We start from the raw sequence: 12,173 nt of genomic DNA on the forward strand, positions 1-12,173 counted from the left end.
GGCGGCCGGGCTTTTTTGCATGCAAACTCCTAGACGTTTCCAGTTCCCGGCCCGGTTGTTTCCTGCGCATAAAAGGGACCGCGCTTGCACAGCCTAAAACCGCACGTGATAAGCCGTAAACGCTTAATCCATATAAAAAGCAGGTGATGCAAGTGTCTGAAAAGAGCATTCTGGCCTATTTTAAAAGTCCGGAAGAAGCCGAGGGTGTAGCCAAAAAGCTGCGCGCCCTGCGGGTGGTAGACCTGTCCATCGACCGCTTTAGCCGGTTTCCGGGGGCTTCGATGTACAGCACCGGCCCATTTACGGGTGGGATGCCCAGCCTGACGTCTGTGACTTATGGCACAACATACAGCGATAAGGATGTCTCCATTCTGGCCGCAGCCGATCCGTCCGCAAGCGGGATGAGCGACGGCGGACAGGGAGGGCCGACCGGCCGGGATATCATTCTGAGCGTTGTGGTCGAGGAAGAATCGTTCGAGAAGGCAAGGAGAATCGTCGAGGAAGCCGGCGGCTTCGTCTAGGCGCGAAAGTGGGACCGTAACATTTTCTAAAGGTGAATAGTTCGTTCAAGGAAAGGATGGGAGCTTGATGGCTAGCCGCGATAAAAAAGGCAAAATCATGACCAAGACGGAAAAAATCAAGGAACTGATGTCGATGAAAAACGAGGATGTCGAGTTCTCAGGCGTTCTGGCCGATGCGGACGATGTGGAAGCGCTCCGCCGCAGCGAGGAGGCTGACGAGCGTCAGCTCCGCAAAATGGATACCGGCTGGACGGATGAAGATTAAGAATGCATAAAACCGTGGGGAAGCGCGATGCGGACCTGCGGTTTTTTTGTTAGCGGGGAGCCCTAAATTTTGTACTCGGCCGCCGATGTATAGTACAATGGTACTTATGCATAGGTCGAGGAGGAATTTAACGAATTATGTTATGGCATGAATTTACAATACATACCACGGAAGAAGCCGTGGAAATGATTTCAAATTTTTTGCATGAGGCCGGCGCCGGAGGTGTATCCATCGAAGAGTCGGGAACCCTGAACAAGAAACGGGATACGTCGTTCGGGCAATGGTACGAGATGCCTCTCAACGATATTCCGGAAGGAGAGGCGGAAATCAAAGGGTATTTTTCCGAGGAGTCCCCTGTGGAGCAGATCATTGCCGAGGTTAAGGAACGGATCGGGCAGCTGCATGAGTACGGAATCGACACGGGAGAGCTGCGCTACGAGCTCAAGACAGTGAATGAGGACGACTGGGCTACCGCCTGGAAAGCTTACTTTAAACCGCTGAAGGTATCGGAGCGGCTGACGATCAAGCCGACCTGGGAGGACTACACGCCGGTGAGCGAGGCGGAGAAAATCATCGAGCTCGATCCCGGAATGGCGTTCGGCACAGGAACCCATCCGACGACGGCGCTCTGCCTGCGCACGCTGGAGAAGGTCATCCGGGGCGGGGAGGAAGTCATCGACGTCGGAACGGGCTCCGGCATTTTGGCCATTGGGGCCGTCCTGCTCGGCGCGAAGCATGTGCTTGCACTGGACCTGGATCCGGTGGCGGTGTCGAGCGCCAAGGAAAACAGCCAATTGAACGGCATGCTGGATCATCAGATTACGGTCAAGGAAAGCGATCTGCTGTCCCTGTTAAGCGGTGATCAGCGCGAAGATCTGGGCGTTACCCTGCCGGTCCAAGTGATCGTCGCCAACATTTTGGCCGAAATCATTCTGCTCTTTATCGACGACGTGTACCGTGCACTCGAGCCGGGAGGCGTCTACATCGCCTCAGGCATTTACAAAAATAAGGAAGACGTCGTTCAGCAGGCGCTGAAGGACTCCGGGTTTGAGATCGAGGACGTTTGCCGTGACGAAGACTGGGTAGCCTTTGTCGCGAGAAAGAGGTCGTAATGGATTTTCTGAACAATATTCTCAGGTTTCCGCTGGAAGAGCTTCCGTTCGTCCTGATCGTGCTGGTGATTGCCTTTACGGTGCATGAATTTTCGCATGCGTATTTTGCCTATAAATTTGGAGATCCTACAGCCAAACTGCTGGGCAGGGTGACGCTGAATCCGGCGGTTCACTTCGATTTTCTCGGTGTCCTGCTGCTGGTGATCGCAGGGTTTGGCTGGGCCAGACCGGTCCCGGTCAACCGCGACAACTTCAAAAACCCCCGCCTCATGGGCGTGGTCGTGTCTGCGGCGGGGCCGCTGAGCAACTTTGTTCTGGGTATCATCGGGGCATTCATTTACGCCCTCCTGATCGCCACGGGGGTGCTGGACGGGATTACGAACGAAAGGCTGCTGTTCGCGATCACGACGTTTTTGCGCTATTTCTGCTTCATGAACTTTTTCCTGTTCTTATTCAACCTTATCCCGCTTCCGCCGCTGGACGGATACCGCATCGTCGAAGATATCGTTCCGCCGCGGGTACGGATGAAGCTGCAGCAGTTTGAGCAGTGGTCCATCTTTATTTTCCTGCTGATTCTGTTCATTCCGGTGCTGCAGATGTATACAATCAGTCCGCTGTATATGTGGGCTAACAGCATCAACTACCAGTTCGTGTTCTCCTTCCTGAAATTGTTCGGCGTGTCGATATAATCGGAGCGGGAACGCGAACGTTCGAGGCCGTATTCGCTTGTTGAATAGGGTCTGGTCATGCGAACCTAAAAGTTGTATGATGAAGTTTGTGATTTTGGAAATAGGATGTTGATAAAGGTGCAGAGATATTTTGTATCACAGGAGCAGTTTAAAGGCGATACCGTCGAGATTACCGGTGAGGATGCACGGCATATCGCCAAGGTTATGCGCAGCAAAGAAGGGGACACCTTTATCGTCAGTGACGGCCGCGAGCGGGAAGCGCTGGTGGAAATCCGGTCGATCGACCAGGGGGTTGTCACCACCGCTGTCGTCGAGATGCTGGCGATGACCCAGGAGCCGCGGGTTAAAGTCACTATTGCCCAGAGCCTCCCTAAAGGAGACAAGATGGAGACGGTGATCCAGAAATGCACCGAGATCGGTGCGGCGGCATTTGTTCCTTTTTTGTCGGAGCGAACCATCGTGCAGTACGATGCCAAGAAGGAAGAGAAGCGCATCGTCCGCTGGAGTAAAATCGCCAAAGAGGCGGCTGAACAGAGCCACCGCAACAGGGTGCCCGAGGTCGGTTATCCGATCCATTGGAAAAACCTGCTGGCTTCGTTTTCGGCGTATGATGCGGTATATTTCTGCTATGAGAAAGAACACGGTCTTCAGCTGCGGGATGCAGTGAAGCCTTGGATAGAGAAGACCGGCGCTGCCGCAGGCCTGCAGGTGCTTCTGATCGTGGGGCCGGAAGGCGGCTTCAGCGAAGAGGAGTGCCGGGCGGCGGAGGAAGCCGGCGCGGTCAGCATCGGCCTGGGACGGAGAATCCTGCGCTGCGAGACGGCGGGTATGGTTGCCCTGGCCTGCATACTTTATGAATCCGGAGAAATGGGGGGAGCTTGAACATGCCATCCGTTGCATTTTATACGTTGGGCTGTAAAGTGAATTTTTACGATACAGAGGCCATTTGGCAGCTGTTTAAAAATGAAGGCTACGAGCAGGTGGATTTCGAACAAAACGCAGACGTTTATTTAATTAATACCTGTACCGTAACCAATACAGGCGATAAGAAGAGCCGGCAGATCATCCGCCGCGCCGTGCGCCAAAATCCGGAAGCGATCGTCGCCGTGACGGGCTGTTATGCGCAGACCTCACCGGCCGAAATTTTGGACATTCCCGGGGTTGACCTCGTCATCGGGAACCAGGATCGGGATAAAATCATTCCGTACGTGAATCAAATCCGCCAGTCCCGCGAGCCGATCAATGCGGTACGCAACATTATGAAGACGCGCGTATTTGAAGAAATGGACGTTCCTGATTTTGCTGACAGAACCCGGGCGTTTCTGAAAATCCAGGACGGCTGCAACAACTTCTGCACGTTCTGCATCATTCCATGGTCGCGCGGGCTTTCACGCAGCCGGGATCCGAAGAGCATCGTGACTCAGGCGCATCAGCTGGTGGAAGCGGGATACAAGGAAATCGTCCTGACCGGCATCCATACCGGCGGCTACGGCGACGACCTGGACAGCTACCGCCTGTCGGACCTGCTGTGGGATCTCGACAAGGTGGACGGGCTGGAACGCGTACGCATCAGCTCCATCGAGGCTAGCCAAATCGACGAGCGGATGCTCGACGTGCTGAACCGTTCCTCGAAAATGTGCCGCCACCTGCACATTCCGCTGCAAGCGGGGGATGACACGGTGCTCAAGCGGATGCGCCGCAAGTATACGACAGAAGAGTTTTACAACAAAATGCAGCTGATCCGCCAGGCGATGCCGGATGTCGGCATTACGACGGACGTTATCGTCGGGTTCCCGGGCGAAACGGACGAAATGTACCGGAACGGCTATGAGCTGATGAAGGCGATCGGGTTCTCGGAAATGCACGTCTTCCCGTATTCCCAGCGGAACGGCACGCCGGCCGCGCGGATGACCGACCAGGTGAGCGAGGAAGTGAAGCATGCGCGGGTGCGCGAATTAATCGCGCTGTCCGAGCAGATGCAGCTGGCGTATGCCCAAAAATTCGTCGGCCAGGTGCTGGACGTCATTCCGGAAGGCACTTCCAAAGGAACCCATGGTCCGGGCAAAATGCACGGCTTCAGCGATAACTATCTTCAGTTGATCTTTGACGGTCCGGAAGACCTGCAAGGCAAGCTGTGCCGCGTCAAGCTGACCAAAGCCGGCGTTCACGAGTGCGAAGGCCAGCTGGTGCGTGTGCTGGACGAAAGACCGGGACAAGCGGTTTAATTTGTATATAGCAAGGTCCCTGTGCATTGCGGGATCTTGGGCGAATGGCAAGGATTTCATTTCCGGCAGCACCGGAGGTGAAATCCTTGTTTGTACTAGGGCATGAGGAGGAGGAGCGGGTGATGAGGAAGGAAATATCGGCAGGAGGCGTCGTGTTCCGCCGCGTCGGCGGCCGGCTGGAGATTCAGCTGATTCTGGACCGCTACGGCAAAATTTCGATGGCCAAAGGCAAAATGGAGCCGGGCGAAACCGTTGAGCAGACCGCGCTGCGCGAAATCGAGGAAGAGACGGGCATTATCGGCAGCATCATTTCCCCCGTGGACATCATTAAATATATGTACAACCATCCGATTCATGGCCAGGTTCAAAAAGAAGTTCATTATTACCTGGTGGAGGCGGTCGGCGGATCGCATCGGCCTCAGGTGGAGGAGATCAGCGGTGTGGCCTGGTATGAGCCGCGGGAGGCATGGCTCCGGCAGGATCAGAACGGGTATGATAATAATGACCGGATCGTGCGGAAAGGGCTGTCCCTGCTCGGCATCGAGGTTTAAGACTTATCTTAGGTCGGCCTGAGGAACTGTCCTCCTACGAAGCGCTTAAGGGTGAGCTATACACTCAGGCGTGTGCGGCTTTTTTCCAGATGGGCAGGTAGCATAGAGGCAGAGCAGCCAGGGAGCTGATCACATTAAACAGCGTCTGCGCGTGGGCGATTTGCGCGCCTTCACTGCCGGTGATGGCCGCTACAGCCCAGTGCAGCTGCGGAATCAAGGGCATGAAGACGAGGGCTCCGCCGACGTTCAGAACCACATGGGTCCAGGCGACGAATCGGCCAGAGGCAGAGCTGCCGATGGAGGCGAGAACTGCGGTCACGCAGGTGCCGACGTTCGCGCCGAGCACGATGGCGATGCCGACGTCGACTGGCAGCGTTCCCGAGGAGGCCAGCGCGATCGCCAGGCCGATGACGGCGGCGCTGCTGTGCATCAGGGCGGTTAGTACCGCGCCGGCGGCAATGCCCCACCATACGCTGTCGGCTGCGCGGTCCAGGAACCAGCCGAACAGACCGGACTGCTCCAGGGCCGGACCGATTTTCTGCATGACGCGGATGCCCAGCATGACCAGGGCAAAGCCGGCGATGGCCAGCGACAGAAACTGGACGGGCATCATCAGGTGCTGAATGCGGCGGATTCCCGGTGGGGAGCTCTCGCTGAAAATGACGGCGGCCGCCCACACGACCAGGGAGACGGTCAAGAGAGGCAGGGCGATCCGTCCGATCTGCAGGCCGATCAGCTCGGTGGTCAGGCAGGTGCCGATGTTGCTGCCGAGTATAATGCCGAGGGTGCGTTCGTACGTCAGCAGCCCGGCGTTGACCAGGCCCATCGTAATGACGGTGACGGCGGTGCTGCTCTGCAGGACGGCCGTGATGCCGGTGCTGAAGAGGAGCCCCTTCAGCGGCGAAGCGGTAGCCTTTTGCAGGAAGGCGGACAGGAGGGGCCCTGCCCATTTGCCGAGGGCCGCCTCCATCACCTTCATGCCGGCCATAAAAATAACAAACCCGTACACGACGGGAAACACAACAGTTTGAAACACGCTGCAAGTCCTCCTTGGGGTTGTTTATGGAGTCAACCATAGTTACGTATATGTCCAGCCCTGGACAACCATGACTCCAAGAGGGGCTTCAGCCGGGGACTTGCCGGAATCCATATATCATTTTTGAAACGTTGAAGGAGTGAATCGATTGGCATCCGTCGTATTGGAGCGCAGCCGGAAGAAGCGGCTGGAACAGGGGCATCCCTGGATTTACAACAATGAAATTGCCTCGGTGGAGGGCAGCCCGGAGCCGGGCGACCTCGTGAATGTGGTCAATCATCAAGGGCGGTACCTGGCCACAGGCTATTACAATCCGGCCTCGCAAATTACGGTCAGGGTCATCTCGTACCATCCCGTCGAGACGATGGATCATGCCTTCTTTGCCGAACGCTTCCGCGGCTGCCTGGAGCACCGTGAGCGATTTCTGAAAGGAGACAATGCTTACCGCCTCGTGTATGGGGAAGCGGATTTTCTTCCCGGGCTGATCGTGGACCGCTTCGGCGATGTGCTGGTCGTACAGCTGCTGACGCTGGGCATGGACGTGCATCGTACGGACATCGTCGACGCGCTGGTCGAGGTGCTGAGCCCGCAGGGAATCTATGAACGCAGCGACGTTCCCGTGCGCGAGCTGGAAGGGCTTGAGCAGACCAAGGGACCGCTGTACGGGGAATGCCCGCGCCACGTGACCGTGACGGAGAACGGTCTGTTCGTGAAGGTCGACATAGAAGAAGGCCAGAAAACGGGCTATTTCTTCGACCAGCGGGAAAACCGGGCTTCGATCGCTCCGCTGATGACCGGCTGGGGAGGTCGCAGCGGGATTACGCTGCAGGAAGTAGAACAGGACGGAGAGCGCGTCAGCCTTCCGGTGAACAAAAGCGGCAAAGTCGTCACCTTCCCTTATTGGGACGGGGCCACAGTGCTGGAATGCTTTTCGCATACGGGCAGCTTCACGCTGAACGCCTGCAAATATGGAGCCAAAAAGGTCACCTGCCTCGATATTTCCCAGCACGCGATTGAGAGCGCCAGGGAAAACGTCGTGCTGAACGGCTTTGAGGACCGGGTGGAATTTGTTGTGGCCGACGCCTTCCAATATTTGCGTGATCAGGTCAAAGGTGTGGAAGAACGGCGGCAGCGGGCCGCAGGGAACGAGGAGAAGGTCGATACCTCGAAGAAAATGACCGCAGGGGGCGGCCGGACGTGGGACGTCGTTATTTTGGACCCGCCGGCTTTTGCCAAGACGAAAAGCGCCGTGAAGGGCGCCTGCCGCGGCTATAAGGATATCAACCTGCACGGCATGAAGCTGGTGAACGAGGGAGGATATCTCGTCACGGCCAGCTGCTCGTACCATATGCGCCCGGACCTGTTCCTGGCCACGATCCAGGAAGCGGCGGCCGATGCCGGCAAAATTTTGCGCCTGATCGAATGGCGTGCGGCCGGCAAGGATCACCCGCAAATTCTCGGCGTCGATGAAGGCCATTACCTCAAGTTTGCTGTATTTGAAGTTCGCAGCAGGGCTTAACTTTGATCTTGAAAAACCAAACCTTTCCGTGATGGACGGAAAGGTTTTTTGTGTTCGCAGCGGCAAGCTCATCTGAAAAAGAAGCAAGCGTAACCTTCGGGGGATTGTTAGCGTCTAGGAAGTAAGACGTTCCAAAAAAAGGGATTCAGCATACGACGGGGTGACGCAATGAAAAAAGCAATCATCGCATTAACCTTACTGATGATGTTAACAATAACAGCCTCAGGCTGCACCTCACCAGCTGCCAACCATTCGGAAGGGTGCTGTACAAACCCGGTTAGCCAAACGGCGCCGGGGCAATATCGTTACGCTGCAGGCTTTTCGAATTTAGAACAGAAAGCCATCGGTCCGATCGGGGTGCGGGAGCCGTTCTATGGCGTGCGCCTTCTGAACGGGGACGGAACGACCGTTCAGGAGTGGCCGCTAGATTCCTTAACATCGTATCAACCCGTTTGGGACGATGAGGAGGAGCATGGGCCCGGGATGCTGGTGTACAGCTTGAATGGCAGGCTGCCTTCGATTTTGCAGCAGAACGGTTCGATAAGCGTGCTATCCCAGCCGAAATGGGCGCCGCCTCAGGTGGAGTTTACGAACGATTTTGGGCTGAATGTTCAATATGCGGACCGGCTTGGTGAGCATGAGATCTATGCCGTCAATGGCCATTTGAAGCTGTACCGGGTAAATACCCGATCCGGAGTGTCCCAGGAGCTGTACGAGTCCGCCCGCCCGGTCTACGGTATAGCCGCATCACCTGACAACGACCGTGTGGCGCTGCTGGTTGCTTCGGACGACACGTTTGGCCCGGATGCCGACTTGATTGTGCTGGACCGGGACGGGAACAAGCTGCTCCACCGGCCGAGAGTGAGCTATTTGTCACACAGCGACGGATTCCTATTTATTTATCCTTTAGCCTGGAACGATAACGAGACCGTTACGGTCCCTGTTGACGGATATAAGGAGGGCCGAACCCGTGGCGTTCTTCATATCCGTCTGAACCGGGAGGGGGCGTCCTACGAAGCCGATCCTAAGCTGCCGGCCGCGGCCAGGCGAATATTAGCTCAGCACGCAAGGGTTGCAAAGGAAACGGACATCACCAGCTTTACCGCCGCATCCGGGAATCCCTCCGGTTTGTATGCGGTCCAACTGGCCAATAGTGACGTATGGATTGTCGATATTCTGAAAGGGAAGGCGCTCAAAGCCGGCGTCGGCTATCCGCTGCGCTGGACGAAGGATAACCGGCTGTGGCTGGCGGCCAACCGCTCGGAGCTGCCGGCCTATTACAGCGGTATGTAATATGCCATGCGAGGCAAAATGATGATGCATTCGATATCTCACGTATGATTTGGGCAACCGCCGCAGACTAAAGCAAAAATCCCTTCTCGCCGGATGCGAAAAGGGATTTTGAATTTTTTACCCAGGCTATATAAACAGCGTGCTTTTTCAATTCCAAGGCTAAAGCTCTCGCTTTGTCCGGGTTACCATCATTCCTGCTTATATCGATGGACCAGCTTGTCCCGGTGGGAAGCAAAAATGTCCTCCAGTCCGATGTCGTATTTGTTCGCGATCACAATCAGATTCCCCAGCACGTCGCCAAGTTCTTCCACAAGCTCCTGCTTATGCTCGTCATACGTACCCGCGGCCTCATCCGGCCGGTCCCGGCCGATTTCAAGCGCCCGAATCGCCCGGGCCACTTCGCCGGTCTCCTCCGCCAAAAAGCCGATCCGGATAAAGATATCGAGCTCCGACCAGCCCCGCTGTTCGTAATACTCCTTGACCCACTGCTGAAATGCGTTCACATCCACAGTTTCCGCCTCCTCGTGCAATTCATGTTCTAGTGATAGGCACTTCTATAAGTATAAGGGATGGAGGCAAGAGGTTGGTGCGTTATTCAAAGGCTGGATTTTTGAGGGCAAAAACCATTATTTACATTTTGGTACACATTAATTAGACTGAAAAATCATTGAAAGGAAGGGAAATCCGAATAGGCTGCTAGGAGATCACGTGGAACGGCCGGTAATTTCAGGGTTGGACGCCATGATCGTTTCCGCCGCGCGCCATACCTCCGGCAAAAAGTCGATGACCGCAGCGGCACGCGTGCTGAAGTCCTGGACGGAGTGAAAGCCGAGATCGGCCAGAAATGCTTCCAGACCGGGGGCAAGCTCCTTTTGCACTTTCGGATCGCTGTCTGCGGCGAGAATTTTATGGCAGCGCGCGAAGGTGGCGCCCATCCAAAACACCGCCTCGCGGTGGAGTCCTTGTTCAATTAACGTTATGCTCCCGTCGATGGCGATCGGGCGGGAAACCGGGGAAATATCGCTGCTGAAGAAAAAGGGCGTTTTGGCGGCCGCGGCCGCGGTGTCGAAGGTCCGCTCGAGCGACCTGACATGCTGCATCGCACGCTCCGGCTCCAAATCGGCACAGCCGAGGTGGCGAAGCAGCTCGGGGTACAGCGAGTTTAGGCCGTAATCTTCCAATACGCCGCGGACGGCTGCATAACGGAGCCGCACCGTCGGGTTTTTCAGGGCGGCGAGCAGCAGCACATGCGTGGTGATGCCCGTAGGGAAGAGCCAGGATGTGAACAAGTCATGCAGCGGCAAGGACAAGTCGAGACCGAGCAGAGACCGCTTGATTTGCTGCAGGACGTTTTCGCACCGCTGCCGCACCCAGACCTCATCGGCAAAATGCCGGGATACTTCTGAATACACGCGATGCAAATGGCCATGGGGATCGGAGATGATCGTATTCACCCGGAACGGGCCTGCCAGATGGTGTGAGACGAGCACCTTTTGCACCGAGGACAGCTCGGATAGGGAGATGTAAGAGCCTTCGATCAGGGTATTCTGATATATGAACTTACCCGGTTTTAACGGCGGCTCCGCCAGTTCGGACACGACCATCACGTCGATATCGGAGCTTGGAGACATCGGGGCATCTTCCGGCATTCCGATCGTGGAACCCGTGAAATAAGCGCCCATAAATCCTTTTTCCTTTGAGGCTTGGTGCATCACCCAGTCCGCTGCAGCGGCTCTTGCTGAACCGACCGTCCCGGGCTGATTTTCAGACGAGCTTGAAGAATCCTTGATATCCACCGTATTTCCTCCCTTTGCCTTAAAGTGAGAACGTCCTCATTATAGAATGTCAGGTGAAAAATGGTAGACTGTTTGTTTTTGGAAATATGAGCTATAATAGCAATATAAGGAGCCGAAAGGCTCCTTTTTTCGTTGGATTCCGGCTTACGGGCCGCAGAAGGACAAGGGGTTGACATGAAACCAAAAGGTTTCGTATAATTCATATGAAACCAAATGGTTTCGCATTCGAATGTAAACCGGGTTGATTGACTGCATATGGAGGTACTTATACATGGAAAACTCAACAAACAATGCTTTGCCTGATATCCGCCACACCGGCGTATTCCAGGCTCCGATCCAGAAAGTGTGGGAAGCGGTGGCGACTCCCGAAGGGCTGTCCGCCTGGTTCATGCCCAATGACATGCAGCCCGTCGTAGGCCACGAATTTCACATTAATGCCGGTCCGTACGGCATGTCGCCGTGCAAGGTGACCGAAGTGGATCCGCCGCACCGGCTGGCGTTCCGCTGGGGCAAGGACTGGACGCTTGTTTTCGAGCTGAAGGAGCTGGACGGCAAAACGGAAGTGACGCTCATCCACTCCGGCTGGAGCGCGGACCAAGTGACCGAGTTCAACCAGCCGCATACGATTGTGCGCGAGACGATGGACCAAGGCTGGGCCGGACTCCACCAGAAGCTGGGCAGATACGTCGAGGCGTAAGCATGACGGGGACTGCGTCCAAGCACGACGTGTTTCAGGCCGTGGCCGATCCGACCCGGCGCCAGCTGCTCAAGCTGCTGTCCGATCAGGAGATGCCCGTAACGGTGCTCAGCAGCCATTTTCCGATGAGCCGGACGGCGGTTTCCAAGCATCTGCGGATTCTGTCGGAGGCAGGGCTGGTGAAGGAAAGAAAGGTCGGCCGCGAGACGAGGTACCGGCTGGACCCGGGGCCTTTGCAGGAGCTCAAGGATTGGTACTCCTATTTTGAACGCTTCTGGGAGAACAAGATGGCAGCCCTGCAGCACTTCGTGGAGTCGGATGGTTCCGAACGCTTCCCTGCCCCGCTGACCCTTGTGGATAAGGAGAAGGAACAAGATTAGCCGGTGATTCAATCGCTTTATACTGAATCATGATCCCGCATGATGGCCGGAAGGCTGGAAACTAGCATTCGTAAAAATCAAGCGAAACA

14 protein-coding genes are annotated in these 12,173 nt (G+C 55.9%); 11 read left to right on the plus strand and 3 right to left on the minus strand.

Annotated features, from left to right (window positions below; all coding sequences use genetic code 11):
• Positions 1-152: 152 nt before the first annotated feature.
• The 7 genes from K2F33_RS16600 to K2F33_RS16630 all read left to right on the plus strand — a co-directional run bounded on the left by K2F33_RS16600 (position 153) and on the right by K2F33_RS16630 (position 5,363).
• Positions 153-521: a hypothetical protein gene (locus K2F33_RS16600; RefSeq protein WP_089548226.1), complete on the plus strand. Its 369-nt coding sequence runs from the start codon at positions 153-155 to the stop codon at positions 519-521.
• Positions 522-588: 67 nt separating this feature from the next.
• Positions 589-786, plus strand: coding sequence for a YfhD family protein (locus K2F33_RS16605; protein ID WP_076169781.1), 198 nt, complete (start codon positions 589-591; stop codon positions 784-786).
• A 137-nt stretch (positions 787-923) separates the two neighbouring features.
• A complete protein-coding gene (gene prmA, locus K2F33_RS16610; protein WP_263882240.1) occupies positions 924-1,898 on the plus strand; it encodes a 50S ribosomal protein L11 methyltransferase in 975 nt (324 codons plus the stop codon).
• The gene (locus K2F33_RS16615) at positions 1,898-2,587 is read left to right on the plus strand and encodes a site-2 protease family protein (protein ID WP_076169783.1); all 690 of its coding nucleotides are present in this window, start codon (positions 1,898-1,900) and stop codon (positions 2,585-2,587) included. The genes prmA and K2F33_RS16615 overlap by 1 nt, the downstream gene beginning before the upstream one ends.
• A gap of 117 nt (positions 2,588-2,704) precedes the next feature.
• Entirely contained in the window at positions 2,705-3,469 is a 765-nt protein-coding gene (locus K2F33_RS16620; RefSeq protein WP_089548225.1) for a 16S rRNA (uracil(1498)-N(3))-methyltransferase, read from the plus strand.
• A 2-nt stretch (positions 3,470-3,471) separates the two neighbouring features.
• Positions 3,472-4,812, plus strand: coding sequence for a tRNA (N(6)-L-threonylcarbamoyladenosine(37)-C(2))-methylthiotransferase MtaB (gene mtaB / locus K2F33_RS16625; protein ID WP_076169785.1), 1,341 nt, complete (start codon positions 3,472-3,474; stop codon positions 4,810-4,812).
• A 122-nt stretch (positions 4,813-4,934) separates the two neighbouring features.
• Positions 4,935-5,363 carry an NUDIX hydrolase gene (locus K2F33_RS16630; RefSeq protein WP_263882241.1) on the plus strand — a complete coding sequence of 143 codons (429 nt, stop codon included), beginning with the start codon at positions 4,935-4,937 and terminating at the stop codon, positions 5,361-5,363.
• Between the two features lie 64 nt (positions 5,364-5,427).
• Here the strand turns inward: K2F33_RS16630 and K2F33_RS16635 are convergent, their stop codons facing one another.
• On the minus strand, positions 5,428-6,399 hold the full coding sequence (locus K2F33_RS16635) for a Na/Pi cotransporter family protein (RefSeq protein ID WP_212984462.1): 972 nt from the start codon (positions 6,397-6,399) through the stop codon (positions 5,428-5,430).
• 148 nt (positions 6,400-6,547) lie between these two features.
• On the opposite strand from K2F33_RS16635, the gene K2F33_RS16640 reads away from it, so the two are divergent.
• On the plus strand, positions 6,548-7,918 hold the full coding sequence (locus K2F33_RS16640) for a class I SAM-dependent rRNA methyltransferase (RefSeq protein WP_263882242.1): 1,371 nt from the start codon (positions 6,548-6,550) through the stop codon (positions 7,916-7,918).
• 168 nt (positions 7,919-8,086) lie between these two features.
• Positions 8,087-9,211: a hypothetical protein gene (locus tag K2F33_RS16645; RefSeq protein ID WP_263882243.1), complete on the plus strand. Its 1,125-nt coding sequence runs from the start codon at positions 8,087-8,089 to the stop codon at positions 9,209-9,211.
• Positions 9,212-9,399: 188 nt separating this feature from the next.
• Here K2F33_RS16645 and K2F33_RS16650 read toward each other — a convergent pair whose 3' ends face one another.
• Together K2F33_RS16650 and K2F33_RS16655 are read right to left on the minus strand one after the other, a co-directional pair.
• On the minus strand, positions 9,400-9,720 hold the full coding sequence (locus tag K2F33_RS16650; protein WP_263882244.1) for a MazG-like family protein: 321 nt from the start codon (positions 9,718-9,720) through the stop codon (positions 9,400-9,402).
• Positions 9,721-9,915: 195 nt separating this feature from the next.
• The gene (locus tag K2F33_RS16655; RefSeq protein WP_318672616.1) at positions 9,916-11,007 is read right to left on the minus strand and encodes a hypothetical protein; all 1,092 of its coding nucleotides are present in this window, start codon (positions 11,005-11,007) and stop codon (positions 9,916-9,918) included.
• A 271-nt stretch (positions 11,008-11,278) separates the two neighbouring features.
• Here K2F33_RS16655 and K2F33_RS16660 point away from each other — a divergent pair, with 271 nt between their 5' ends.
• On the plus strand, positions 11,279-11,704 hold the full coding sequence (locus K2F33_RS16660) for an SRPBCC family protein (protein WP_145131668.1): 426 nt from the start codon (positions 11,279-11,281) through the stop codon (positions 11,702-11,704).
• Between the two features lie 2 nt (positions 11,705-11,706).
• The gene (locus K2F33_RS16665) at positions 11,707-12,084 is read left to right on the plus strand and encodes an ArsR/SmtB family transcription factor (RefSeq protein WP_263882245.1); all 378 of its coding nucleotides are present in this window, start codon (positions 11,707-11,709) and stop codon (positions 12,082-12,084) included.
• Positions 12,085-12,173 lie beyond the last annotated feature (89 nt).

Origin of the sequence: Paenibacillus sp. PSB04 (genome assembly GCF_025809195.1) — a bacterium.
In the GTDB taxonomy this organism is placed as follows: Bacteria; Bacillota; Bacilli; order Paenibacillales; family Paenibacillaceae; genus Paenibacillus_AQ; species Paenibacillus_AQ favisporus.